Below are 24,375 nucleotides of genomic sequence, written 5' to 3' on the forward strand. Positions count from 1 at the left end.
CTACCGGTGCTGGTCAGCCCTCCTGGCGCTTGGGCATCTTGAGGACCTCGAACTGGTCGGTGTATCCGCGCAGCGCGGAGGCCGGCGCCTTGGGCTCCTCCGCCCCGGCCTCGGGCGTCACCGGCTCGGCCGGCGCGACGCCCTTCTTGGCCAGGCGCTTGGCCCGCCGCTTCTCCTTACGGTTCTCGACCATGGTGTAGAGCGTCGGCACCAGCACCAGGGTCAGCAGCGTGGAGCTGACCAGACCACCGATGACCACAATGGCCAGTGGCTGCGAGATGAAGCCGCCCTCGCCGGTCAGGCCGAGCGCCATCGGGATCAGCGCGAAGATGGTCGCGATGGCGGTCATCAGGATCGGGCGCAGCCGGTGCCGGCCACCCTCGATCACCGCCTCCTGCACGCCCATGCCCTGGGCCCGGTAATGGTTGATCAGATCCATCAGCACGATGGCGTTCGTCACCACGATGCCGACCAGCATCAACACACCGATCAGGGCCGGCACGCCGAGCGCGGTGCCGGTGAGGAGCAGCAGGATGATCGCTCCGGTCGCCGCGAACGGGATCGACACCAGCAGGATGACCGGCTGGATCAGGCTGCGGAACGTCGCCACCATGATGATGAAGACGATCGCGATGGCGGCCAGCACGGCCAGGCCGAGCTGCTGGAACGCCTCGGCCTGGTCGGCGCTGGCGCCACCGATGGAGGCGCTGGCGCCGGCCGGCAGGGTCAGCGCGTCGATCTTCTTCTGCAGGTCGCGGGTGGCCGCGCCGAGGTCGGAGCCGGTCGCCGTGCCGGTCACCGAGACGGTCCGCTCGCCGTCGACCCGGGTGACCTCCTCCGGGCCGCTGACCTGCTTGATGTCGGCCACCTGGCTCAGCGGCAGGACGCCCCGGGCACCGGTGATCGGCAGCTTGGCCAGCGCGGCCGGGTCGGCCGGGGCGGCCGGGGCGGAGCCGAACGAGATCACGACGTCCTGGGTGCTGCCGTCGACCGAGATCTGGCCGGCCGGCGCCGACCGGAACGCCCCGGCCACCGTCTGCGCGATCGAGGCCTCGGTCAGACCGTTCTGCGCGGCGACGTCCCGCTTCACGGTCACGTCGAGACGCGGGACGCTCGCGGCCAGCGTGCTCTTGGCGTCGATGACACCCGGGGTCTCGGACATCGCCTTCTGCACCTGCTCGGTGGCGGCGCTCAGCGCCTCCGAGTCGGCCGACTTGACCTGGACCGAGAGCTCGCTGCCGCCGCCCAGACCGGAGTCGTCGGCGCCGACGGTGACCTCGCCCACGTCGCCCAGCTTGGCGATCTCGTCGCGCAGCTTGCCGGTCATCTCCTCGGCGTCGGTGTCGGAGTTGAGGCCGACGTTGAAGGTGGCCGTGCTGGCGCCACCCCCACCCACGAACGGGTTGAAGTCGCCCCCGCTGCCGATCGAGACCTGGTACGTCTTGACCCCGTCGGAGTCGGCCAGCACGCCCTCGATCTTCTTGGCGGCGGCGTCGGTCGTGGCCAGGTTGGTGCCGACCGGCAGCTCCTGGCTGATGGTCAGCGAGTCCTGGCCCGACTGGTCGAGGAAGTTCGTCTTGAGCTGGGTGGCCAGGCCCAGCGTGCCGATCAGCACGACCAGGCCGATGCTCAGGGTGGTCCAGCGGCGCTTGGTGGCGAAGCGGATCACCGGCAGGTAGCCACGCTGCAGCGGGTTGCGCCGCTCCTTCTCCTCGGCCGCCCGGCGGACCGCCTCGGTGTCGGTGCCCTCGGCCGGCTGCTTGAGGAACCAGTACGCCAGCACCGGCACCACGGTCAGGGCCACGAAGAGCGAGGCGATCAGGGCCACGGTCACGGTGATCGCGAAGGACGAGAAGATCTGCCCGACGAAACCGCCGACCAGGGCGATCGGGGCGAACACGGCCACCGTGGTCAGGGTGGACGCGGTCACCGCGCCGGACACCTCACGCACGGCCGAGATGATCGCGTGGACCTTCTCCTCGCCGTACTCCAGATGTCGCTTGATGTTCTCCAGCACGACGATCGAGTCGTCGACCACCCGGCCGATGGCGATCGTCAGGGCGCCGAGGGTGAGCAGGTTGAGCGTGTAGTCGCCGATCCAGAGCGCGATCAGGGCGATCAGCACGGACAGCGGGATGGAGACCGCCGTGACCAGGGTCGAGCGCACCGACATGAGGAAGATCAGGATGACGATCACGGCCATCACCAGGCCGAGCAGGCCCTCGGTGGTCAGGCTCTCGATCGAGCGCTCGACGAACGGCGCCTGGTCGGTGACGACGGTCAGCTTGGCCCCGGAGTCCTTCTCGAGGTCGGCCAGCTTGTCGCGCACCTCGTGGGAGATGTCGACCGGGTTGCCGTCGGGCCGCGCGGTGACGGCGATGCCGAGGCTGTCGACGCCGTCGGTGCGGGTGTACGAGGTGGCGACCGGCAGCTTGCTCTCGACCGTGGCCACCGAGCCGAGCTGGACCGGGCCCCGGCTGCCGGTGAGGTAGACCTGCTTGAGCTGGTCGACCGAGGTGATCGGCGTGCCCACCTGCACGGTCAGCGACTTCTGGCCGTCGTTGACGGCGCCGGCCGGCACCGAGATGCCGTTCTGCTGGAGCACCGTGGTGATCGACTGCGGGTTGACGCCGGCGGCGGTCAGCTTGGCCAGGTCGGGGGTGATCACCACCTGCTGGGAGCGCGCGCCGGTGATGGTGGTGTCCCGCACGCCCTCGATGGCGTTGATCTCGGGCACGACCGTCTCGTTGAGCTTGTCGAGCAGCGCGCTCTCGTCGCTCCCGCCCGACGCGGCCAGGATGATGGCCGGGATGTCGTCGGTGCTGCCCGCGAAGATGGTCGGCTCGACGTCGTCCGGCAGCTGCGGCTGGGCCCGGTTGACGGCGGTCGTCAGCTGGTTGACCGCCTGGTCGATGTCGGTGCCGTAGACGAAGGCCACGGTCACCGTGGCCACGCCCTCACGGGTGGTCGAGGTGACGCTGTCGATGCCGTCGAGGCCCTTGGCGGCGTCCTCGAGGGGCTCGGTGATCTGATCCTGGATGATCTCCGGGCCGGCGCCCGGCAGCGTCGCGGTCACGAAGGCCGCGGGGAACTCGATCGACGGGAACAACTGCTGCTTCAGCGACGGGATCGCGACGATCCCGAAGCCGGTGATGACGATGGCGATCAGGGCGACCAGGCCTCTGTTGGCGAGGCTGAGCCGGGTCAGGAATGACATGTGCGCTCCCCCGGTAATAGTTCGTCCAGCATGAATAGTTTGCCCGACGCGAACAAATGGTTTTTCGCGGGGGTGCGCTGGTACCGTCCGACAGACGGGCAGCCTTTAGTCCGTCCAAGGGTGGTGGGCGGGGCGGTCGGACGGGGACGCAGACCGGCCATCAACACGTCACAGGGAAGAGGGCCGCCGGCGTTGGCCGAAAAAGAACAGCTCATCGCGGACATTATGGGCGCGCAGCACCGCCTGCAGGACCTGATCGCCGAGGACCAGGCCGATCCGCTGTTCTCCTCGCACCTGACGTTGTCGCAGCTCAAAATACTCATGCTGCTCTCCCGGCACGGCAATGTGCCGTTCGGTGAGCTCGCCCGGCTGCTCGGCGTCGGCGCCGCCGCGCTCAGCGGCATGATCGACCGGCTGGTGGTCCAGGATCTGGTCACCCGCACGGAGGATCTGCACGACCGGCGGGTACGCCGGATCGGCCTCTCACGGGCGGGCAGCGAGCTCATCGGGAGCATCTTCAACGCCGGGGACGCCAAGATGCGCGCGCTCCTCAGCCGTCTCTCAGCCGAGGAGCTCGACGTGGTGTGTCAGGCGTCCCTGCTGTTACTCAAGGTCGCCGACGAGGGGTGGAGCTCAGGCCAGGCCTAGCTCGCGGGCCGCGATCAGCACGTCGTTCTGGATCGTGGTCGGCGAGGGCGCGGTCGAGATGGCCCACTCCGGGTCCTTGAGGCCGTGCCCGGTGACCGTGCAGACCACGGTCGAGCCGGCCGGCACCTGGCCCGCCTGGGCCTGCTGGAGCAGCCCGGCCACGCTGGCCGCACTGGCCAGCTCGACGAAGACGCCGACCTCGCGGGCCAGCAGGCGGTACGCGGTGAGGATCTCGCGGTCGGTCACGGCGGCGATCAGCCCGCCCGAGGAGTCGCGCGCGTCGAGCGCCTTGGTCCAGCTCGCCGGGTTGCCGATGCGGATGGCAGTGGCGATCGTGGACGGCTCCTCGACGACCCGGCCGGTCACGATCGGGGCCGCGCCCGACGCCTGGAACCCGTACATCTTGGGCAGTTTGGTGCTGTTGCCCTCCGCCCTGTCCTCCTGGTAGCCCATCCAGTACGCGGAGATGTTGCCCGCGTTGCCGACCGGGAGGCAGTGGATGTCGGGGGCGTCGCCGAGGGCCTCGACGATCTCGAACGAGGCCGTCTTCTGCCCGTGCAGCCGGAAGATGTTGACCGAGTTGACCAGGGCCACCGGGAAGTCCTGGGACAGCTTCGAGGCGAGCGCCAGGCAGTCGTCGAAGTTGCCGTTGACCTGCAGCAGCTTGGCCCCGTGGACGAGCGCCTGGGCCAGCTTGCCCAGCGCGATCTTGCCCTGCGGGACGAGCACGGCACAGGTCAGGCCCGCCCGGGCGGCGTACGCGGCGGCGGACGCGCTGGTGTTGCCGGTGGAGGCGCAGATGATCGCCTTGGCCCCGTCCTCGACCGCCTTGGACACGGCCATGGTCATGCCGCGGTCCTTGAACGAGCCGGTCGGGTTGGCCCCCTCGACCTTGAGGTAGACGTCGGCCCCCGTGCGCTGCGACAGCACCGGGGCGGGCACGAGCGGCGTGTTGCCCTCGTGCAGTGTGACCACGGGGGTGGCGTCGGTGACCGGCAGCCGGTCCCGGTACGCCTCGATCAGTCCCCGGTACATGGTCGTCTCCTCACCTAGGCAGGTCTGTAGAGTGCCGCAACTCGCCGAATCTTGAGACTATTGGCCCAGCATGCGGGATTTAGACGCCGCCCTCGACCCGCAGCACACTGGCGATGGAACGGACGATCTCGAGCCGGCTCAGCGACTCGACGGTGGCGGCCAGGCTGGCGTCGGGCGCGCCGTGGGTCACGATGACCAGCTTGGCGTCCTCCTCGCGGCCCGACTGGCGCACGGTCGCGATCGACACCTCGTGCTGGGCGAAGACACCGGCCACGGCGGCCAGCACGCCCGGCCGGTCGTCCACGTCGAGGTTGATGTGGTACCGCGTCACGGCCGTGCCGATCGGGCGTACCGGCAGGTGGGCGTAGTTGCTCTCGCTCGGCGCCCGGGTGCCGGCGAGCCGGTTGCGGGCCGCCGCGACGATGTCACCGAGCACCGCGCTCGCGGTCGGCCGCCCGCCCGCGCCGCGGCCGTAGAACATCAGCTGGCCGGCCGCGTCGGCCTCGACGAAGACCGCGTTGAAGGCGTCGCCCACGCTGGCCAGCGGGTGGCTGCGCGGGATCATCGCCGGGTGCACGCGGACGCTGACCGATTCCTGGCCGGTCCCGTCCGGGCCGCGCTCGGCGATGCAGAGCAGCTTGATGGTGCAGCCCATCTCCTGCGCGCTGGCCATGTCGCCGGCGGTCACGCCGGTCATGCCCTCGCGGAAGACGTCCTCGTTGGTCACCCGGGTGTGGAAGGCCAGCGAGGCCAGGATGGCCGCCTTGGCCGCGGCGTCGAAGCCCTCGACGTCGGCGGTCGGGTCGGCCTCCGCATAACCCAGCTCGGTCGCCTCGTCCAGGGCCTCGCTGAAGCCGGCGCCGGTGGCGTCCATGGACGAGAGGATGAAGTTGGTCGTGCCGTTCACGATGCCGGTGACCCGGGTGACCCTGTCCCCATGCAGCGACTCGCGCAGCGGGCGCAGCAGCGGGATGGCCCCGGCCACCGAGGCCTCGTAGTACAGATCCGCCTCCCCCTCGGCGGCCGCGTCGTGCAGCGCCCCGCCGTCCTCGGCCAGCAGCGCCTTGTTGGCCGTGACCACGCTCTTGCCGGCCCGCAGGGCCTCGACGAGCCAGGTCCGCGACGGCTCGATGCCGCCCACCACCTCGATCACCACGTCGACGTCGTCCCGCTTGACCAGGCCGAGGGCGTCGGTGGTGAACAGCGCCGGGTCGACCGGGAGGTCGCCGCGCTCGCGGCCCAGCCGGCGCACCGCGATCCCCACGATCTCCAGCGGGGCCCCGATCCGGGCCGTCAGGTCACCGGCCTGGTCGTGCAGCAGGCGGACCACTTCCGAACCGACGGTGCCGCAGCCCAGCAGGGCCAGGCGTACCGGTTTCACACTCATCCGACATCCAATGCGAGCAGGTCGTCCTCGGTCTCCCGGCGCACGATGACGCGCGAGGCGCCGTCGCGCACCGCCACCACCGGCGGCCGTGGGACGTGGTTGTAGTTGCTGGCCATGCTCCGGCAGTACGCGCCGGTGCCGGGCACCGCGAGAAGATCTCCGGCCTGCACGTCCGCGGGCAGGAATTCATCCTTCACGACGATGTCCCCGGATTCACAATGCTTTCCCACCACGCGGGCCAGCATGGGCTCGGCGTCGCTTTCCCGGCTGGCCACCGTGGCCGAGTAGGAGGCGTCATACAGGGCCGTACGGATGTTGTCGCTCATGCCGCCGTCGACGCTCACGTACGTCCGGATGCCGTCGACGTCCTTGACCGTGCCCACCTCGTACAGCGTGAAGACGGCGGGACCGACGATGGCCCGACCCGGCTCGATCGAGATCCTGGGCTTGCGCAGCGAGGCCAGATCGCACTCGCTCTCGATGATCTTGTTGAGTCGTTTCGCCAGGTCACCCGGGGTGGAGGGGGTGTCCTGGGTGGTGTACGCGATGCCGAAGCCGCCGCCCAGGTCGAGGTCGGGCAGCTCCACGCCGCGGGCGTCGCGGATCTGGGCCTGCAGCTCGAGCACGCGCCGGGCCGCCACCTCGAAGCCGCTCGTGTCGAAGATCTGCGAGCCGATGTGCGAGTGCAGGCCCTTGAGCTCCAGCGTTCCTTCATCAAGGATCTTGATGGCGGCCTGGAACGCGGCTCCGCCGGCCAGCGAGAACCCGAACTTCTGGTCCTCGTGGGCCGTCGCGATGAACTCGTGAGTGTGAGCCTCGACACCCACCGTGACGCGAATGAGAACGTTCGGCCGCCGGCCTGCCGCTCGGGACATTTCGGTCAGGCGGTCGATCTCCTGAAATGAGTCGACGATGATGCGGCCGACTCCGGCGTCGAGCGCCCTTCGCAATTCGGAGATCGACTTGTTGTTGCCGTGGAAGCCCAGCCGCTCCGGTGGGAAACCGGCGGCGAGGGCGACCGCCAGCTCGCCGCCCGAGCAGACGTCGAGGAACAGGCCCTCCTCCTCGACGATGCGGACGACCGCCTTGCAGAGGAAGGACTTGCCGGCGTAGAAGACGTCGGCGTCGCCGAAGGCCTCCTTGAACTCGCGGCAGCGCGAGCGCAGATCGTCCTCGTCCAGCAGGTACGCCGGGGTGCCGTGCTCGGCCGCCAGATCGGTGACGCTGACGCCGCCGATCTCCAGATGGCCCTTCTCGGCCCGGTTCACGGTGCGCGGCCACAGCTCCGGCACCAGGGCGTTGACATCCTCCGGGGAACGCAGCCAGGCAGGACCCCGGTGCCCGAGGTCGCCGTGCAGCGCCCCGGCCTCATGCGCTCGCATCCCTACATCCTTTCGGGCGCCGAGACGCCGAGCAGGCCCAAACCGTTGGCAATCACCGTACGGGTGGCGTCGTTGAGCCAGAGCCGCGCGCGGTGGGTGTCGGTGACCGGCTCGTCGCCCTGCGGCGTGACCCGGCACTTGTCGTAGAAGCGGTGGTACGCCCCGGCCAGCTCCTCGAGGTAACGGGCGACGTGGTGCGGCTCGCGCAGCTGGGCGCTCCGGGCCACCACGGCCGGGTACTCACCGAGGGCCTTGAGGAGGTCGTTCTCCTTCTCGTGGCTGAGTAGCTCGGGCTTGAAGTCGCCGGCCTCGCCCCGGGTCACGCCCTTGTCGCGGGCGTTGATCGCGACGTTGAAGGTGCGGGCGGCCACGTACTGGACGTAGTAGACCGGGTTCTCGTTGCTGGCCCGGGTCCAGATCTCGATGTCGAGGTTGATCGGCGAGTCGGACGAGTAGCGGGCCAGCGCGTACCGCGTGGCGTCGACGCCCAGGGCCTCGACGAAGTCCTCCAGCGTGATGACGGTGCCGGCGCGCTTGCTCATCCGTACGGGCTCGCCGTCACGCACCAGATTGACCAGCTGGCCGATCAGGATCTCGAGGTTTTTCGCCGGGTCGTCGCCGAAGCAGGCCGACATCGCCTTCATCCGGCCGATGTAGCCGTGGTGGTCGGCCCCCAGCATGATCACGACCCGGTCGAACCCGCGCTTGCGCTTGTCGAGGTAGTAGGCGCAGTCGGCGGCGAAGTAGGTCCAGTCGCCGTCGGACTTGCGCAGCACCCGGTCCTTGTCGTCGCCGAACTCGGTCGTCCGCAACCAGGTCGCGCCGTCGGCCTCGAAGATGTGCCCCTGCTCGCGCAGCCGGTCCAGGGCCTCCTGCAACTCGCCCCGGTCGTGCAGGTCCTTCTCGTTGAAGTACGTGTCGAAGTGCACGCCGAACTCGGTCAGCGACTGCTTGATCTCGGCGAACATCAGGTCGACACCGACCCGGCGGAACGTCTCGAGCGCTTCCTCGTCGCCCAGCTGGAGCACGTCGGGGGCCTCGGCGGTGACCGCGGTGGCGATCTCGGCGATGTACGCGCCGCCGTAGCCGTCCTCGGGGGCGGGCTCGCCCTTGGCGCTGGCCAGCAGCGACTTGGCGAAGCGGTCGATCTGCGAGCCGGCATCGTTGAAGTAGTACTCCGTGCCGACGTCGGCCCCGGCCGCCCGCAGCAGCCGGGAGAGCGCGTCGCCGACGGCGGCCCACCGCACGCCGCCGATGTGCACCGGCCCGGTCGGGTTGGCCGACACGAACTCGAGATTGATCTTCTCGCCGGTCAGCGTCCCGGAATGGCCGTACTCCGGGCCGGCCAGCACGATGTCGCGGGCCAGCACGCCCGCGGCGGCCGCGTCGAGCCGGATGTTGAGGAAGCCCGGCCCGGCGATCTCCACCGACTTGACGCCCGGCTGGCTGCTCAGCTCCTCGGCCAGGGCGGCGGCCAGCTCACGCGGCGCCACACCGGCCTTCTTGCCCAGTTGCAGGGCGAGCGTCGAGGCGTAGTCGCCGTGCTCGGGGTTGCGGGGCCGCTCCACCGTCGTCGACTCCGGCAGCGCGGAGAGGTCGAGGCCGCGGGTCTCGAACACGGCACGAGCAGCTGAGAGAACGGTGGAAGCAAGGTTGGCGGGAGTCACTCAACCATGCTATCGGGGGTAGACTTCGACGCTCGGTGGCCACCCACGCACCGCTTTCCCCCTCCTGACGAATCGACGAGGAACGATGAGCATGAGCACGCCGGGTCCCGAGAGGGTCCCGTCCAGTGTCAAGGTCGGCAAGACCTCCGGTCAGGGCAAGCCGCCCGCGGGTGGTTCACGCCCCGGCGCGTCTCGTCCCGGCGCCAAGAAGTCAGCCCCCGGGAAGGGCGGCAAGGGCCGCAAGCCGGTCACGCCGGTCAAGGTCGCCGGCGGCCGCAACTGGGGCCCCATCGCGGTGGCCGGTGTCGTCGTGCTGATCGCGGTCGGCATCATCGGCTACGGCGTCTTCGCCGCGGTCAAGGGCGGCGGCAGCTGGGAGGACAGGGTCAACGCCATCGACGGCGTCGTCGACTACCGCGCCCAGAAGAACGCGGCCATCGACGCCCGCGACCACAAGGACGGCACCCTGCAGTACATCACCAGCCCGCCGGTCGGCGGCGCCCACAACGGCGTCTGGCAGAACTGCATGGGCGACATCTACGACCAGCCCATCGCCAACGAGCACGCGGTGCACAGCCTCGAGCACGGCGCGGTCTGGATCACGTACAAGCAGGGCCTCGCGGCCGACCAGGTCGACGTGCTCAAGAAGAAGGTCCAGGGCCAGGACTACATGCTCATGTCGCCCTACGCCGGCCTCGACAAGAACGTCTCCGTCCAGGTCTGGGGCTACCAGTACAAGACCGACGACGTGAACGACGGCAAGATCGACGAGTTCATCAAGAACGCGCGCCTCAACGCCTCCATGGAGCCCGGCGCGGCCTGCTCCAGCGGCAACACCACCACCGGCCCGGTCACCGCCGCCGCCACCGGCACCGGGATGACGGGCAAATAATGCCGGTCTCCACCGACCGATCCGTCCCGGCCGCCGCCCCGATCACCTCGGGCGGCGGCCGCCGGGTCGGCCTCTGGTGGCTCGTCGCCACCCTCGTGCTCGGCCTGGCCCTGGGCCTCGGCGGCGGCGTCCTGATCCCCCGCCTCACCCACCCGGCCGACGACTCGGTCGAAGCCGGCTTCCTGCGCGACATGTCGACCCACCACGCCCAGGCCGTCGAAATGTCGATGATCGCCCACGCCGACTCCACCGACTCGCGCATCGTCACCCTCTCCGGTGACATCGCCCTGACCCAGCACGGCCAGATCGGCTACATGCAGGCCTGGCTGCGCAACTGGAGCCTCAGCCCCACCAGCTCCCAGGAGCCGATGGCCTGGATGCCCGACAGCGCCGGCTCGGTCGTCAACGGCCTCATGCCCGGCATGGCCACCCCCGAGCAGTTGGCCAAACTCCGCGAGGCCAAGGGCAAAGACCTCGACGTCCAGTTCCTCACCCTGATGCGCCAGCACCACCTGGGCGGCATCCACATGGCCCAGGAGATCCTCAAACTCTCCGACAACAAAGACGTCACCTGGCTGGCCGGCACGATGGTCACCAGCCAGCAGAGCGAAATCACCCTGATAGACCAGCTCCTGAAAAGCATCCAGGGCAGCTGACCCTGCCCCGCACCACCCTCGGCCCGCGCTCCGGCGCGGGCCGACCCATATCCGGTTGGCGGCCCATCCTGGGGGCCTGCTAGGCTTCTGAACCACTGGGCCCCCGTAGCTCAGGGGATAGAGCGTCGCCCTCCGGAGGCGAAAGCGCAGGTTCGAATCCTGCCGGGGGCACGAGCATCTGGGCATCCTCTGTCCGCTGAAGAGCGCGGACCAAGGATGCCCGTTTCTATTCCTGGGGCCCGAGCCCCAGACCCCACGCCGTGGGGCTCCGCCCCCGGACCCCCGCCCAGAGCGTGACTCACGCCAGGCGAGATGGTTGCGGTTGCCCCCCTTCCCGCTAGGGGCCGCATGGTCGGTGCAGGCGGCGGGTAGAGGTGGCTGCAGACCGGCGCAATGTGCGTAGGGATTTCCCGTGCGTGCACGCGAGAAGACTGGTCACCGCGATCGAAGAACTCATCGAGCCGACACTCCCGGGCGGCAAGGCAGGTCAGACCTGGCCTCGCTCGATCCCGACAACGAGACAGGGCGGCTGACGGCGGCATTACCAGCCCGTATGGGCTTCCGGAGGCAGGCCGCAGTGCCGCAGGGTCAGATTTAATGGTCAGGATATTGGGCGTTAGGTTGGGAGTGTTGTGCCTCGGCCGTCGGTGCGGGTGACGACTGCTGCCGTGAGTATCGGGGAGCAGTTCGTGGCTTGGCGGAAGCTGCAAGGCCTCACTGCCGTGCAGGTGGCCGAGCGAGCCGGCATTTCCCGGAACACGTTGCGACGGATCGAAACCGGAGACACCGGCGTCGGTTTACAGGCCTTCCTGAGTGTCGCCCGCGCCTTGGGTGTGTTGGAGTCCCTGGTGGCGGCTACGGATCCCTATGAGACCGATCTTGGCCGGGCTCGCGCTGATGAGGCCCTACCGAAGCGTGTGCGCCAGTGAACCGCATCCATACGTACGTCGAGATCGATGGTCGCGCCGGGCCCGATTAACCGCGACCTTCTCCTACGATCGCGACTACATCGCCATGCCGGGTGCCTATGCAGTCGATCCCGCGCTTCCACTGAACGCCGGTTCGTGGCCGCTGCCGCAAGGACTGCCCGGAGCCTTCAGCGATGGTACCTAAACTCATCGCCCTGCCTTCCCTGCTGTATGCCGCCAACGCCGTCGCCCGCGACGAGCCGGAAAACATGGAAGCAATCGAAATCCTCTTGGATGCTGGAACTGGCTCGCTCGGTGGCGCCCGGCCCAAGGCTTCGGTACGGGACGACGACCGTTTGATGATCGATAAATTTCCTCACCATGCCGACGGGTGGAATGTCATCGCGTGGGAGAAGACGGCTCTCGACCTGGCCGAGGCTGCGGGGATCCCGGTGCGGAGGCCTCGTATATGCGGCGAGTTTCGACCTGACCGGCAGTCAAGCCCGCGACATTCTCGGCGAGGTCGCCGAGGCCGCCGGCAACTGGGCGGCCGTGGCTCGTTCCAACGGGATCAGCCAGGCCGAGGTCAGCCGGTTCGAGGGGACTCTGTGGCACACCGTTGACGCTGTGCGCCTCGGCCGAGAATTCGGTTCCGGTTCTGAGAGCGACGGTACGGTGCCGGGCATGGGCGGGGAGCGATTGCTGCAATTCGTGGAGCGGCCTGGGGTTCTGGATCTGGGGTGGGGGCATCCGCTGCCCGAGCTGCTGCCGGTTGAGGAGTGGGCGGAGGCCGGGGCGGAAGCTGCCCGCACGTTCGGGTGGCGGGGGCTTGCCTATGGGCGGGGAGCCGGGCCCGGACCGCTGATCGACTGGCTGGCGGGGCGGGGGGATTCGGGGACGGCGGCGGAGACCTTTGTGACGGCGGGGGCCTCGCAAGGGCTGGCGCTGGTGGCTGAGGTGCTGAGCCGGCCGGGGGATGTGGTGCTGGTGGAGGCGCCGACCTATCACCTGGCGTTGCGGGTGCTGGCTGATCGCGGGGTCGAGCTGGTGGCGGCGCCGGGGGATGCGGACGGGGTGGTGCCGGAGGCGCTGGCTGAGCGGGTGCGGCAGCTGCGGGGTGAGGGGCGGCGGGTGCCGATGCTTTATCTCGTGCCGACCTTCGCCAACCCGACCGGGCGGAGCCTGCCCGATGCGCGCCGGCGGGAGCTGGTGGCGGTGGCGCGGCGGGAAAAAATCATGATTGTCGAGGATGACACCTATCGGGAGCTTTCGTACGACGGGGCGGCGCCGGCGTCACTGTGGCGGTTGGCCGATAAGACCGGGGTCGTACGGCTGGGGTCGTTCGCCAAGACGGTGGCGCCGGGGCTGCGGCTCGGGTGGGTCAACGCGGCGCCGGGGATCGTCGACCGGCTGGCCGATCTGGGCTTTGTGGACAGTGGGGGCGGGGTGAACCACTCGATCGCGCTGACCATGGCTGTTTTCGGGCAGAGCGGCGCGTACGACCGGCATCTTTCCGCTACTAAGCCCAGATATGCCGCACAGCGGGACGCGCTGCTGAGCGGCTTACCAAAGATGGAACCGCCGAAGGGTGGGTGGTTTGTCTGGATGCCCACGCCGGCGGGAATCAGCGCGGACCAACTGCTCGCGGCGGCGGAGCGGCGTGGGACGTCGTTCGTGCCCGGTCCGCGGTTCCATGTCGACAAAAAGGGCGGTGCTGGTTTCGTACGGCTCAGCTTCTCGCATCTGCCCCCGGCAGGGCTGAAGGAAGCAGCCCGGCGCCTGCTGGTTGCTGTGCGTGACAGCACGGCGGCACACTGAAGGAGTTTCGGGTTGGGGTTGGGGCTGACCGGGGTGGGCCGGTAGATTTCCCTGGCTGCGGACCGCCACTTAGAAAGGTGCCCCGCTCGATGGCTGGGACGACTCAGTTGGGACCCCACGCTCGCAAACCGGAACTCAAGGCGCTGACCGGGTTGCGGGCTATCGCTGCGATCGCGGTGGTCGTGTCGCACATGGGGGTGCCCAAGAGCCTGCCCGAGGAGTTCGCCAAGGTCGCCCACTACGGGTACATCGGGGTGCCGCTGTTCTTCATGCTCTCCGGCGTCGTGCTGGCCTACAACTACCCCGAGCTGCGAATCGGGCAAGGGCGGCGGACGATCAAGTTCTACGTGGCCCGCATCGCCCGGGTCATGCCGCTGTACTGGGTGATGATCGCGTACTGCGTCCTGTTCTACGCGGCGGTCAACCACAAGCAATATCCGTCGGCCCTGGTGCAGAACATCTTCGCCGTGCAGACGTGGGGCCCCGACCTGCTGACCGCGCAGTCGTACTACAACGGGCCCGGCTGGTCGATCGGCGCCGAGCTGTTCTTCTACGCGATGTTCCCGTTCCTGGTGCCGGTCGTGGCGCGGATCGCCAAGCGCTGGGGGCCGCGCGGGCTGGTCCTCCTGATCGCGGCGGTGGCCGTGCTGACCGTGGCCCTGGTGGTGCTGTTCACGGTCCGCGGCTGGGCCACCCTGCCGGCCACCGACCCCGCGTCGGGTCACCGCTGGCTCTACCGCAACCCCCTCTGCCAACTGCCGATCTTCATCTCCGGCATGGCGGTCGCGTTCCTGCTCCCGCACGTACGCAATTGGGGCTCGATCACGCACAACGTCATCCAGACGGTGGTTCCCGCGTACGTGTTGCTGCTTGCCGCGTACCGCCAGGAAGGCAGTTTCTGGGGTGTCGCCAGCTACGGGGCGTTCTTCGTGATCCCGTTCGCGGTGGCGCTGCTCTCGCTCGGCTCGGGCCGGGGCTGGCTGGCCCGCTTCCTCTCGACCAAGCCGATGGTCACGCTCGGTGTGGCCAGCTTCGCGCTCTACCTGACCCACCGGTGGCTGGTCTGGCAGCTGAGCTCGTACGACCCGATCGCCAAGGGCCACGACCTCGACCCGTACTTCGGCTTCTTCCTCACCCTGGCGGTCCTGCTGCTGGTCGGCGAGGGCGCCCACCGGTACGTGGAGGAGCCCGCCCGCCGCTGGATCATGAAGCTCACCAAGAAGGTGGGCCGTCGCTTCCCCGCCCGTCGCCGGCCCGGCCAGCACGAGGCCCGCGAGACCCCCGACGCGCAGGAGGCGCCGACCGAGGTGCTTCACCTTCAGCCGGTCGCGCCCCGCTGAGGCGGTGACGCACGAGACACCTTCGGTTATCCGCGCGCGGGGCCGGGTAAGCCCGACCCCGAGAGGGAAGGGGATAGCGACATGACCAGGGAGAACTTCAATACCGAGGCGGCCGAGGGCGAGCGCGACCGCCGGTTCCACGGCGGTAGCCCCGCGCACCTCGACGACGACGAGCTGGCGCGCCGGACCGAGCAGGAGCGGGCCGAGGCCGGGGTCACCGACTACGACGCGGGCGACGTGCCGCCGGCCACCGACGACCCGGTGCCCTACGACCCGCAGGCCGACAGCGTCGAGCAGGACATCGAGAGCGTGACGTCCCGCCAGGAGGCGGAGGGCGAGACGACGCCGCTCAGCGCGGACAACCCGTTCCCGCCCACCCGGTACGCCGAATAGCGGTCACCGCATCAGATCGTTGAGCTCGCCGAAGTCGTACGACTCGGCGAGCTCTTCCGCGTAGGTGCCTTCCTCGAGCGCCTGCCGGGTCACGCGACGGAACATGCCGTACGCGGCCTGGGCCGCCCCCGAGCCGAGGCTGACCCGGGCCACGCCCAGCTTGGCCAGCTCCCCCACCGTGGGCGCGCCCGGCCCGGTCAGGATGTTGAGCGGGGCCGGGATCCGCTCGGCCAGCGCGGCCACTGTGGACGGATCGACCACGCCCGGCACGAAGATGCCGTCGGCGCCCGCCTCGATGAAGGCCTGAGCCCGCGCGACCGTTTCGTCCAGGTCGCCCCGCCCCCGTAGGTAGGCATCGAGCCGCGCGTTGACGAACACCCCGGCGGTACGGGCGGCCGTGATCCGCTCCGCCTGCTCCTCGACGGTCCGGTCGCCGTCCTCCAGGTTCACGCCGACGGCGCCGGCCTCGGCCACGAGGCGTACGGTCTCGGCCACCTCAGCCGGGGTCGCCCCGAAACCCGACTCGATGTCGGCCGTCACCGGCACTTCCACGGCGGCCGCGACCCGGCGGATCGCGGCGATCGCCTCGGCCCGGTCGAGCGCGTCCCCGTCCGGCGCGCCCAAGCTCCAGGCCACGCCCGCGCTGGTCGTGGCGACGGCCGGGGCTCCGGAGGCGGCGGCGATCCGGGCGGTGGCCGCGTCCCAGACGTTGACCAGGACGAGCGGGGTGCCGGGAATGTGCAGGGAGCGGAAGAGAGCAGCTTTGTCGGTCACGGGAACGAGTCTTCGCGAGGACCGGCCGGCGTCGTAAGGTTTGAGCTCCAGCTAAAACCACGGAGTCGGAATTGGTCTCCATCGCCCTGTCGGCGGCCTCGGCCACGCGCGTACGCCTCGCCGTGTCCTGCCTGTGGGAAGTGCTGACGGCCGTACGGATCCTGCGTGATCCCGGCGTGCCGGCCGTGCACCGGCCCTGGGCGGCCCGGGTCTCGCTGCCCGCCGACGGCCTGCTCGCGGCCCTGATCGCGCCGACCGGCGGCTACTCGCCCGACTTCCTGACCCCGCCGCCGACCGGGCTGTCGCCCGACCTCGACCGCGAGCTGACCGACCTGCTGGCCACACCCCCCGAGGCCGTACGGGCCGCGGGCCTGCCCGTCACTGACCTGCCCCGGCTGGCCGACGAGATCGCCGCGTTCTGGGCCGCCGCCATCGAGCCGGACTGGCCCCGCATGCGCGCCCTGCTCGACGCCGAGGTGCAACGCCAGGCCCGCCGCCTCGCCGCCGACGGGGCCGACGTCGTCCTGAACGACCTGCACCCCAGCGTCACCTGGGCCGACGGCATCCTCCAGGTCGACCAACCGCACTGCTTGGCCCCCGACGTCCCGGCCGGCCGCGGCCTGATCCTCATCCCGTCGGTTTTCGCCTGGCCCACGGTCCTCACCGTCTCGGCCGGCGACACCCCGCAGATCGCCTACCCGGCCCGCGGCGTGGCCACGTTGTGGGAGCGCCCCGCCCACCCACCGGACGCGTTGAGCGCGGTGCTGGGCCGCGGCCGCGCCCGCGTCCTGACCGAGCTGTCGACGCCGCTGTCCACAACAGAGCTGGCCCGCCGTACCGGCATCACCGCTGGTGGCATCTCACAGCATTTGACCACCCTCCGCGCGGCCGGCCTGGTCACGACCCACCGCCAGGGCCGCTCGATGCTCAACACCCGGACAGCGGTCGCCGACGCCCTCATGGCCGCCGGCAGCCCCGCCGAACCCTCGGGGTGACCGAGCCGGCCGCCACCCACACCCCGAAGAAAAACTTCAGATCGCGGCGCCGCCCGATGTGGTCGCCCTCGGCTCGACCGGAGACCTTGCGCCCGGCCCGCCCCGGCGGACACCAGCCACGCGAGACCGTGGAGAGGTGAGCCGGGTCAGAGGGGTAGGACGACCGGGGTGGGCTGGCCGGCGACGCAGGTGACGGTGATGCGGTATTTCTTAGCCGGCTTACCGGCTTCGACCTCGGTGTCCGCGGTGGCGAAGAGGATGCGGGCGGTGATGGCCGGGCCGGCCTCGACCTCCCGGGCGGTGTAGCCGGGGGCAGGCTCCCACGTGGTCAACCGGGCCTTGCCGCGCTCGCAGACGGCGCGGATCGAGCCGCCGGCCGAGGTGATCTGCTTGCCCTCGGGCGGGGCGGCGGTGGTCGAGGGCGGCGCCTCGGGCGAGTCGCTGGGGGTCGGCGTGGTGGTGCCGGACGGCACTATCGGTATTACCGAGGCGCCTACGGAGGGTGCCGGTCCACTCGCGACGGTTGCTGGCTGTCCCGACGAGGGGATGACGGTGGGTGCCTGCCCATGGCGGGTGGCGCGCACGGTGGGTGAGCCGAAGCCGCGACTGGCGGCGGGGGCGGGCGAGGTCGGGGCGACGACTGCTTGCTGCCGCCGGGCATCCTCGCCGTCGCCGTCACCGGACAAGCCCCAGACCGCCAGCCCGGCGCCGATCAAGGCCACTGCCGCGCCACCGGCGAGCTGCCACGTCTTTGGCTGTACGCCCCGAAGCCCACCCGAAGCGCCACGCGACCGGCCCGGAATGTCGGATGAATCGATGCGAGTCGCCGCAGCCGCGGCCCCCCGATCAAAGGCGACCCGCCCAGAACCGCCTCGACCAGGGCGACCCGACGTCACCCCAGCACCACCACCGAACGCCACCGTGGCCCCAGGATCGGACGATGCCAACCCAGCCCACCCGCCCGACCCGGCGGGCCCGGCCGACACCGGCCACTCGGCAGACGCGGGCGATCCACCGGATGCGGGCGAGCCGGCGGACGCGGACGAGCCGGCGGACGCGGACGACGCGGGCCGCCTGGCCGACGCGGGCGGTCCAGCAGGTGCGGGCGACCCGGCGGATGCGGGCGACGCGGGCCGCCTGGCCGACGCGGGCGGTCCAGCAGGTGCGGGCGACCCGGCGGATGCGGGCGACGCGAATGGCAGTGACTCGCGCCGGGCTGCGGATGGCATCGACCCGCCGCTGGCCGAGGCGGGCGGAAGGTGTTCGGTTCCGGACGTTGGATACGCAGGGGGCGCGCCGTCCCCGGGTGGCGCCGGGTGCGGGATGTCTGCGCCTGTGTCGCGGGCTTCGTCGCGTACCGCCTCGGCGGCTGCGGCCTCGGCCGCGTCGGCCAGGATGAGGGAGACCTCGCTTGCGGTCGGGCGTTCGGCGGGGTCCTTGCGCAGGCAGCGGGCGATGAGGTCGGCCACCGAGGGGGGCACGCCGGGCTGGTCGGGCAGGGGGGCCGGCTCCACGTAGACGTGGGCCCGGAGCATCTGGGTCGTGCTCTCGACGCTCCACGGGGATTCGTGGGCGAGCAGCCGGTAGAGGAGCACGCCGAGCGCGTACACATCGGAGGCGGGCTCGACCGCGGCGCCGGCGAGGCGCTCGGGGGCGAGGTAGGCCGGGGTGCCGACCAGCATCTCCTCGGGTTCGAGGCCGACCGCGGCGGCGATGCCGAAGTCGACGACCTTGGCCCCGGCCGGAGTGACCATGATGTTGGCCATTTTGATGTCTCGGTGGACCAGGCCGTCGGCGTGGGCCGCGGCCAGCGCCGCCGCCACCTCGCCGCAGATGCGGAAGACCTTGCGGGGCGGTAACGGACCCGACGCCACTCTCTGTTGCAGGGTCGGTCCGTTGATCAGCTCCATCACCACGTAGGGCAATGGTGTGCCGGTCTCCAGCGCCTCGCCGAAGTCGTAGACCTGGGCGATGTTGGGGTGGGACAGGGTGGCGGCGGCCCGCGCCTCGTCGCGGATGCGGGCACGCGACTGCGGGTCGCCCGCGAAACGGGCGGCCAGCACCTTGACGGCGACGCGGCGGCCGAGCACCTCGTCGCGGGCGCGCCAGACCACCGCCATGCCGCCACTGCCCAACTCGCCGAGCAATTTGTATCGGCCGCCGAGTTTTTCCCGAACCTCCACCGTGGCAGTGTGCCCGTCCGGCCGGAAATTCGCACATCCGGGCCCACTCGAATGGCATTCACATTCGCATTTCACTTATCATTTCCGACGGTTATCAGGCGTGGGGAGAATTGATCATGGCATTTCGTTGGGCCGACGCGGCTCTCGGCCGGGTGCTGCGGGTCGCCCCCGCCGCGACCGGGTACTCGGTGACGGGCGTGCGCATCCCGATGCGCGACGGCGTCGTGCTGGTCGCCGATCATTTCGCGCCCGAGGGGAGTCGCACGGCACTGTGCTGATCCGTACTCCGTACGGCCGGGGCCTGCCGAACTCGGCCCTGGAGGGGCGGCTCTATGCCGCGCGCGGCTATCACGTGCTGATTCAGAGCGTGCGCGGCACCTTCGGCTCCGGTGGGGAGTTCCGCCCGATGGCCCAGGAGGCCGAGGACGGCCACGACACGGTGGCCTGGCTGCGGGAACAGTCCTGGTTCAACGGGCGGCTGGCCACCTTCGGCGCGTCCTATCTGGGCTGGGCGCAGTGGGCGCTGATGCAGGATCCGCCGCCGGAATTGCGGGCCGCGGTCGTTCTGGTCGGGCCGCACGATTTCCGCGAGGCCGTCTTCGGCACGGGTGCGTTCACCCTCGGCGACTTTCTCGGCTGGAGCGACATGATCGCCCATCAGGAGGACGGCAACGTTTTCACCCGCGTACGGAACAATGTCTCGGCCCAGCGCCGCCTCCGTCCCGCTCTGGCCGGTCTGCCGATGCCCGACGCCGCCGATCCGATTCTGCGCGGCCGCGCCCCGTGGTACCGCGAATGGCTCTCCCATCCCGACGGCGACGACCCGTGGTGGCAGCCCTATCGCGCCGGCGGCGCCCTCGACGCGGTTTCCACACCGACCCTTTTGATCAGTGGCTGGCAGGATCTCTTTTTGACTCAGACCCTTCACCAGTACGAGTCCTTGCGCGCCCGCAGCGTCGAGGTGGCCCTCACCGTCAGACCGTGGACGCACCTTCAACTCGGTCTGAAGGGCGCCGGCGTCGTGGCCCGGGAGGGGCTCGCCTGGCTCGACCAGCACCTGGCCGGCGGGCCGGCCGCCCGCAAAGCCCCGGTCCGCGTCCACCGCACCGGCGAGGGCCGCTGGCACTCGCTCCCGGCCTGGCCGCCGCCGGCCACCCCCGCGGTGTTTCAGCTGCACGCCTCGCGCACGCTGACGTTCTCCGCCTCTCCCACGGGTGCGGCCGCCGCGTCTCCCCCGTGGGCCGGGCCCGGCGAGACGGTCAGCTTCCGTTACGACCCGCGGCGGCCGACGCCGACGGTCGGGGGCCGCACGCTGGTCGGCTCGATGGGCGTCAAGGACAACCGCAAGCTGGAGTCACGACCCGACGTGGTCACCTTCACGACCGACCCGCTGCCGACGGCGATCGACGTGATCGGCTCGCCCACGCTGGAGCTGGCCCTCTCGGTCGACCCGGCCCACGCGGACGTCTTCGTACGGCTCTGCGACGTCGACGAGCACGGCCGTTCCCGCAACTTCTCCGACCATCACCGCCGCCTCGACCCGGCCGTGCCGGCCGGCGAAGTACAGCATCTTTCCCTGGCCCTGGACGCGTGCTTCCACCGCCTGCGGGCCAGCCACCGGCTGCGCCTGCAGATCTCCGGCGGCTCGTTCCCGCGCTTCGCCCGCAACCCGGGCCTGCCCGGCACCCCGGCCGAGTCGCGGACCCTCACCCCGTGCCTGCACTCGATCCACTGCGCGGGCTCGCGGCTGCTGCTGCCGGTTGCTTCATCCACCACTCCGTGAACTGCCGCGCCTGGCCCAGCTGGTCCAGGCGCAGCAGCCACAGGTTGCTGTAGACGTCATTGGGATAGACGGTCGTCGCCTCGATGATGGCCAGCTCCTCGGTGACCAGCACCGGGTGCCACTCGAAGGTGGTGGAGCCGGGCTCGTCCTTGATGGCGAGCCACTTCTTGACGATCGTGTCGCGGCCGATCCACGGCTTGGCGTAGGGCTCGGTGAAGTACGCCGCGTCCTCGGCGAACAAACCCCCGATGTCCCGCGGATCGTTGGACTCCCACGCCTTCCGGTAGTTGCCGACCCACGCCGTCACCGCGTCGAGACTCGTCATCGCGCTCCCCCTCTCACGGTCGCCAGTTGTACGCCAGCTGGCCGAACTCGCCGATCGTTCCGTTCCACAACAGATCCGAGACCTGGCTGAGCACGATCAGGGTGAGACCCTCGGTCGGGTCGTTGAACCACGTCGTACCCAGTCCGCCGGACCACCCGTACCGCCCGGGCCCGGACACCTCGTCCGGCTTGACCGTGACGGCCAGACCGTAGCCCCACCCGCTGCCCTCGAGGAAGAAGGAACCCGACTCGATCTGCTCCGGGGAGAGGTGGTTGGTCGTCATCGCCGTGACCGACTGCTCGGACAGCAGCCGGGTGCCCCCGTGGACGCCCTTGTTGAGCAGCAGGCGCGCGAAGGCCAGGTAGTCGTCGGCGGTGCTCACCAGCCCGCCCGAGCCGGACGGAAAAGCCGGCGGCGTGCTCCAGACATCAGCGCCGCCGATCTCCGGCTCGGCGCCGTTCTCGTAGTGCGTGGGCAACTCGGCCGCCAACGGCAGGGGCACCGAGAAGCCGGTGTGCCGCATGCCGAGCGGCTCGAAGATCCGCTCCCGCAGCAGGTCACCCAGCGGCTTACCGGCCGCTCGCGCGAGCAGCGCGCTGAGCACCAGCGTGCCGGTGTTGTAGTGCCACTGCTGCCCGGGCTGGGTGATCAGTGGCAGGCTCGCGAAGCGCTTGACCCACTCGTCCGGCTCGTGCGGGATGCGGGGGAACATCCCGAGCATCTGCAGGCCGAGCTCCTGCCAGGCCCGGACGACGGGCCACGGCGGGTCGACCTGGTCGCCCGCGATGACCGCGCCGAAACCGAGCGTGAACGTCAGCAGGTCCTCGATCGTCATCGGCCGCTCGGCCGCCACCGTCTCGCTCAACGGGCCGTCGGGCCGGGCCAGCACGCGCTGACCGGCGAGCTCGGGCAGCAGCTGGGCCACCGGCTCCTCCAGGTCGAGCACGTCGTCCTCGGCCAGCATCAGCGTGGCCACCGCCATCACCGGCTTGGTCATCGAGGCGATCCGGAACGGCGTGTCCCGGCGCATCGGCACGTCACCGCCGAACGCGGTCACCCCGGCTGTTTCCACCAGCACGTTGTCGTCGCGGGCGACCAGCGCCACCAGACCCGGGAACTCGCCGCGCTCGACCCGCGCGGCCATCGCTTGCTGCAGCTGTGATGGCATGTCGTCATCTTCCTTTTTTGTCGGAGGTCGTCGCTATGGTCTCCGTCATGGAACAGAACTGGCGGCATCTGCCGGCCCCGGCCCGGCCCATCGCCGTCGCGGCCACCGAGGCCGTCGCCGCGGCCCGGGTCCACGACGCCGACGCCCTCACACCGGCCGTTAACGACCTCGCGGCCCTCGATCACGGCCTGATGCTCGGCACGGCCACCCGCCTGCTGCTCGAGGAGGCCCATCCCGACGGTCTCGACGGCGACGCCGTACGCGACGTGCTCGAGCGCACCGTCCGCTCGGCCGCCACCTGGCAACCCGACGTCGACCCGCACGTGATCCTGCTGCTGCTCGCGGGCGCCCTCGGCGTGCTCGAGGAGGACGAGACCCCGCCCCCGAAACCGGAGGTGCTGGCCCGCCACGCCGCCCTGCTGCTGGCCGAGCTCCTGCACGGCCGCGACGCCAAGCCCGTCTTCACGGCCACCCTGGCCGAGATCGAGCGCGCCCAGCTCAATGATTGACCGAGGCCCACTTGCAGATCGCGGCCAAGGGCTCCTCCAGCGTCAGCCCGAGCGCCGTCAGCTCGTACTCGACGTGCTGCGGCGCCGCCTGTTTGAGCACCCGCCGCTCGACGAGCCCGTCCGCTTCCATGCCGCGCAGCGTCTCGGTCAGCATCTTCTGCGTGATCCCCGGCACCCGCCGCCGCAACTCGGCCGGCCGCCGCGGCCCCGCCAGCAGCGAATAGACCAGCAGGACCCGCCACTTCGCGGCCAGTCGCTCCAGCGCCTGCCGGGTCACGCAGCTTTCCTCGAGCACATCCGGGACGACGATGTCATAGGCACCTGAAAGTGCCTTCTGTCGATCTGCCACGCCCGCAGCCTAGTGTCACGGCGTGACCGAGCGAGTGACCTTCAGTAGCGAGGGCCTGGCCCTCTCCGGCATCCTCCACCGCGCCGGCACCGACCGCGCCATCGTCCTCACCGGACCCTTCACCGGCGTCAAGGAGCAGGTCACCGGCCTGTACGCGGCCCGGCTGGCCGCCGCCGGCTTCACCACCCTGGCCTTCGACCACCGCGGGTTCGGCGAGAGCGAAGGCCGCCCCCAGCACGAGGACAGCCAGGGCAAACTGGCCGACCTGCGCGCCGCGGTCTCGCTGCTGGCCCCCGACCACCGGGTCGCCCTGGTCGGTATCTGCCTGGGCGGCGGCTACGCCATGCGCGCCGCCGCCACCGACCCCCGCGTCACGGCGGTCGTGGGCATCGCCGGCGCCTACAACAGCCCCGCCTGGTTCGCCGACCGCATGGGCCTGTCCGCCTACCGCGGCGCCCTCAGCGACATGCTCATCCGCTACGACGACTTCCTTCCGGCCGTAGCCGAGTCCGGCGAGGCCGCGATGCCCGGCGAGGAACCCTGGTCCTACTACTCGGCCCACACCACCAACTGGACCAACCGGGTCACCCGAGGCTCCCTGCACAGCCTGATGACCCTAGACGTGCTGGGCGTACGCCCCCTGCTGCCCCCGAGCCTGATCATCCACGGCCGCCAGGACGCCTACTGCTCCCCCGACCTGGCCAAGGCGATGTCCGCCGACCAGACGATCTGGCTCGACACCGACCGCCACGTCGACCTGTACGACGCCGACCCGTACGTCACCCAGGCCGTGACCGAGACCGCCACATTCCTCCACGCCCACGGCTGACCCCAAGCCCGCGGGATCCGCCCGGGTCCGTACCAAGATCGGTGTTTCCGGCGCTTGGTTAGTAGGTTTCGGCGGCCGGCCAGCGGTCACCGAAGGTGATGGCGAAGGCATTCAGCA

Annotated in this window: 22 protein-coding genes and 1 tRNA gene; 13 read left to right on the forward strand and 10 right to left on the reverse strand. The window is 70.4% G+C overall.

Features of this window, described 5'->3' with window-relative positions; genetic code table 11:
* Window positions 1-13: 13 nt before the first annotated feature.
* Window positions 14-3,217: an efflux RND transporter permease subunit gene (locus tag AB0J66_RS15470; RefSeq protein WP_364660181.1), complete on the reverse strand. Its 3,204-nt coding sequence runs from the start codon at window positions 3,215-3,217 to the stop codon at window positions 14-16.
* 192 nt (window positions 3,218-3,409) lie between these two features.
* Between AB0J66_RS15470 and AB0J66_RS15475 the strand changes: the two genes are divergently transcribed.
* A complete protein-coding gene (locus AB0J66_RS15475; RefSeq protein WP_364660183.1) occupies window positions 3,410-3,865 on the forward strand; it encodes a MarR family transcriptional regulator in 456 nt (151 codons plus the stop codon).
* On the opposite strand, the gene thrC is transcribed toward AB0J66_RS15475, so the two are convergent.
* From thrC to argS, 4 genes are all read right to left on the reverse strand, one after another.
* Window positions 3,851-4,900: a threonine synthase gene (thrC, locus tag AB0J66_RS15480; protein WP_364660185.1), complete on the reverse strand. Its 1,050-nt coding sequence runs from the start codon at window positions 4,898-4,900 to the stop codon at window positions 3,851-3,853. The two genes, AB0J66_RS15475 and thrC, sit on opposite strands and share 15 nt — an antisense overlap.
* A gap of 79 nt (window positions 4,901-4,979) precedes the next feature.
* Window positions 4,980-6,287 (reverse strand): homoserine dehydrogenase, encoded by a 1,308-nt coding sequence (locus AB0J66_RS15485; RefSeq protein WP_364660187.1) that lies wholly within the window; start codon window positions 6,285-6,287, stop codon window positions 4,980-4,982.
* Window positions 6,284-7,669, reverse strand: coding sequence for a diaminopimelate decarboxylase (gene lysA, locus AB0J66_RS15490; protein ID WP_364660189.1), 1,386 nt, complete (start codon window positions 7,667-7,669; stop codon window positions 6,284-6,286). The genes AB0J66_RS15485 and lysA overlap by 4 nt, the downstream gene beginning before the upstream one ends.
* A 2-nt stretch (window positions 7,670-7,671) precedes the next feature.
* Complete coding sequence (argS, locus tag AB0J66_RS15495) at window positions 7,672-9,336, reverse strand: arginine--tRNA ligase (RefSeq protein WP_364660191.1); 1,665 nt, start codon at window positions 9,334-9,336, stop codon at window positions 7,672-7,674.
* An 85-nt stretch (window positions 9,337-9,421) separates the two neighbouring features.
* On the opposite strand from argS, the gene AB0J66_RS15500 reads away from it, so the two are divergent.
* The 7 genes from AB0J66_RS15500 to AB0J66_RS15530 all read left to right on the forward strand — a co-directional run bounded on the left by AB0J66_RS15500 (window position 9,422) and on the right by AB0J66_RS15530 (window position 15,343).
* Window positions 9,422-10,228: a DUF3105 domain-containing protein gene (locus AB0J66_RS15500; protein ID WP_364660193.1), complete on the forward strand. Its 807-nt coding sequence runs from the start codon at window positions 9,422-9,424 to the stop codon at window positions 10,226-10,228.
* Window positions 10,228-10,884, forward strand: a complete 657-nt coding sequence (locus AB0J66_RS15505) for a DUF305 domain-containing protein (protein ID WP_364660195.1) — start codon at window positions 10,228-10,230, stop codon at window positions 10,882-10,884. Before AB0J66_RS15500 ends, AB0J66_RS15505 begins: the two co-directional genes overlap by 1 nt.
* 99 nt (window positions 10,885-10,983) lie before the next feature.
* Window positions 10,984-11,055 (forward strand) — tRNA-Arg (locus AB0J66_RS15510).
* A 497-nt stretch (window positions 11,056-11,552) separates the two neighbouring features.
* Entirely contained in the window at window positions 11,553-11,813 is a 261-nt protein-coding gene (locus AB0J66_RS15515) for a helix-turn-helix transcriptional regulator (protein WP_364660197.1), read from the forward strand.
* 360 nt (window positions 11,814-12,173) lie between these two features.
* Complete coding sequence (locus AB0J66_RS15520) at window positions 12,174-13,610, forward strand: PLP-dependent aminotransferase family protein (protein WP_364660199.1); 1,437 nt, start codon at window positions 12,174-12,176, stop codon at window positions 13,608-13,610.
* An 89-nt stretch (window positions 13,611-13,699) separates the two neighbouring features.
* On the forward strand, window positions 13,700-14,950 hold the full coding sequence (locus AB0J66_RS15525; protein ID WP_364660201.1) for an acyltransferase: 1,251 nt from the start codon (window positions 13,700-13,702) through the stop codon (window positions 14,948-14,950).
* 81 nt (window positions 14,951-15,031) lie between these two features.
* Window positions 15,032-15,343, forward strand: coding sequence for a hypothetical protein (locus tag AB0J66_RS15530; protein ID WP_364660203.1), 312 nt, complete (start codon window positions 15,032-15,034; stop codon window positions 15,341-15,343).
* 3 nt (window positions 15,344-15,346) lie between these two features.
* Here the strand turns inward: AB0J66_RS15530 and AB0J66_RS15535 are convergent, their stop codons facing one another.
* Window positions 15,347-16,117 (reverse strand): isocitrate lyase/phosphoenolpyruvate mutase family protein, encoded by a 771-nt coding sequence (locus tag AB0J66_RS15535; RefSeq protein WP_364660205.1) that lies wholly within the window; start codon window positions 16,115-16,117, stop codon window positions 15,347-15,349.
* Between the two features lie 71 nt (window positions 16,118-16,188).
* Here AB0J66_RS15535 and AB0J66_RS15540 point away from each other — a divergent pair, with 71 nt between their 5' ends.
* Window positions 16,189-17,112, forward strand: a complete 924-nt coding sequence (locus tag AB0J66_RS15540) for a DUF5937 family protein (RefSeq protein ID WP_364660207.1) — start codon at window positions 16,189-16,191, stop codon at window positions 17,110-17,112.
* 146 nt (window positions 17,113-17,258) lie between these two features.
* Here the strand turns inward: AB0J66_RS15540 and AB0J66_RS15545 are convergent, their stop codons facing one another.
* Window positions 17,259-19,295, reverse strand: a complete 2,037-nt coding sequence (locus AB0J66_RS15545) for a protein kinase (protein ID WP_364660209.1) — start codon at window positions 19,293-19,295, stop codon at window positions 17,259-17,261.
* 116 nt (window positions 19,296-19,411) lie between these two features.
* Between AB0J66_RS15545 and AB0J66_RS15550 the strand changes: the two genes are divergently transcribed.
* Window positions 19,412-19,573: a hypothetical protein gene (locus AB0J66_RS15550; protein WP_364660211.1), complete on the forward strand. Its 162-nt coding sequence runs from the start codon at window positions 19,412-19,414 to the stop codon at window positions 19,571-19,573.
* The gene (locus AB0J66_RS15555; RefSeq protein ID WP_364660213.1) at window positions 19,567-21,078 is read left to right on the forward strand and encodes a CocE/NonD family hydrolase; all 1,512 of its coding nucleotides are present in this window, start codon (window positions 19,567-19,569) and stop codon (window positions 21,076-21,078) included. Before AB0J66_RS15550 ends, AB0J66_RS15555 begins: the two co-directional genes overlap by 7 nt.
* On the opposite strand, the gene AB0J66_RS15560 is transcribed toward AB0J66_RS15555, so the two are convergent.
* Both AB0J66_RS15560 and AB0J66_RS15565 read right to left on the reverse strand, forming a co-directional pair.
* Window positions 21,002-21,403, reverse strand: coding sequence for a nuclear transport factor 2 family protein (locus AB0J66_RS15560; protein ID WP_364660215.1), 402 nt, complete (start codon window positions 21,401-21,403; stop codon window positions 21,002-21,004). The genes AB0J66_RS15555 and AB0J66_RS15560 overlap by 77 nt on opposite strands.
* Window positions 21,404-21,416: 13 nt before the next feature.
* On the reverse strand, window positions 21,417-22,571 hold the full coding sequence (locus AB0J66_RS15565) for a serine hydrolase domain-containing protein (RefSeq protein WP_364660217.1): 1,155 nt from the start codon (window positions 22,569-22,571) through the stop codon (window positions 21,417-21,419).
* Window positions 22,572-22,618: 47 nt separating this feature from the next.
* Between AB0J66_RS15565 and AB0J66_RS15570 the strand changes: the two genes are divergently transcribed.
* The gene (locus AB0J66_RS15570) at window positions 22,619-23,080 is read left to right on the forward strand and encodes a hypothetical protein (RefSeq protein WP_364660219.1); all 462 of its coding nucleotides are present in this window, start codon (window positions 22,619-22,621) and stop codon (window positions 23,078-23,080) included.
* On the opposite strand, the gene AB0J66_RS15575 is transcribed toward AB0J66_RS15570, so the two are convergent.
* Window positions 23,070-23,429 (reverse strand): helix-turn-helix domain-containing protein, encoded by a 360-nt coding sequence (locus tag AB0J66_RS15575; protein WP_364660221.1) that lies wholly within the window; start codon window positions 23,427-23,429, stop codon window positions 23,070-23,072. The genes AB0J66_RS15570 and AB0J66_RS15575 overlap by 11 nt on opposite strands.
* Window positions 23,430-23,451: 22 nt before the next feature.
* On the opposite strand from AB0J66_RS15575, the gene AB0J66_RS15580 reads away from it, so the two are divergent.
* Window positions 23,452-24,258: an alpha/beta hydrolase gene (locus AB0J66_RS15580; protein WP_364660223.1), complete on the forward strand. Its 807-nt coding sequence runs from the start codon at window positions 23,452-23,454 to the stop codon at window positions 24,256-24,258.
* The last annotated feature ends 117 nt before the right edge of the window (window positions 24,259-24,375 follow it).

Source organism: Actinoplanes sp. NPDC049598, assembly GCF_040675435.1.
In the GTDB taxonomy this organism is placed as follows: domain Bacteria; phylum Actinomycetota; class Actinomycetes; order Mycobacteriales; family Micromonosporaceae; genus Actinoplanes.

Excerpts from the sequence above, each read along its gene's own strand:
- AB0J66_RS15565 (WP_364660217.1), bottom strand. The coding sequence starts at position 22,571 with ATGCCATCACAGCTGCAGCAAGCGATGGCCGCGCGGGTCGAGCGCGGC.
- AB0J66_RS15470 (WP_364660181.1), bottom strand. The coding sequence starts at position 3,217 with ATGTCATTCCTGACCCGGCTCAGCCTCGCCAACAGAGGCCTGGTCGCC.
- AB0J66_RS15530 (WP_364660203.1), top strand. The coding sequence starts at position 15,032 with ATGACCAGGGAGAACTTCAATACCGAGGCGGCCGAGGGCGAGCGCGAC.
- AB0J66_RS15520 (WP_364660199.1), top strand. The coding sequence starts at position 12,174 with ATGCCGACGGGTGGAATGTCATCGCGTGGGAGAAGACGGCTCTCGACC.
- AB0J66_RS15525 (WP_364660201.1), top strand. The coding sequence starts at position 13,700 with ATGGCTGGGACGACTCAGTTGGGACCCCACGCTCGCAAACCGGAACTC.
- AB0J66_RS15500 (WP_364660193.1), top strand. The coding sequence starts at position 9,422 with ATGAGCATGAGCACGCCGGGTCCCGAGAGGGTCCCGTCCAGTGTCAAG.
- lysA (WP_364660189.1), bottom strand. The coding sequence starts at position 7,669 with ATGCGAGCGCATGAGGCCGGGGCGCTGCACGGCGACCTCGGGCACCGG.
- AB0J66_RS15560 (WP_364660215.1), bottom strand. The coding sequence starts at position 21,403 with ATGACGAGTCTCGACGCGGTGACGGCGTGGGTCGGCAACTACCGGAAG.
- AB0J66_RS15570 (WP_364660219.1), top strand. The coding sequence starts at position 22,619 with ATGGAACAGAACTGGCGGCATCTGCCGGCCCCGGCCCGGCCCATCGCC.
- thrC (WP_364660185.1), bottom strand. The coding sequence starts at position 4,900 with ATGTACCGGGGACTGATCGAGGCGTACCGGGACCGGCTGCCGGTCACC.
- AB0J66_RS15505 (WP_364660195.1), top strand. The coding sequence starts at position 10,228 with ATGCCGGTCTCCACCGACCGATCCGTCCCGGCCGCCGCCCCGATCACC.
- AB0J66_RS15485 (WP_364660187.1), bottom strand. The coding sequence starts at position 6,287 with ATGAGTGTGAAACCGGTACGCCTGGCCCTGCTGGGCTGCGGCACCGTC.
- AB0J66_RS15550 (WP_364660211.1), top strand. The coding sequence starts at position 19,412 with ATGGCATTTCGTTGGGCCGACGCGGCTCTCGGCCGGGTGCTGCGGGTC.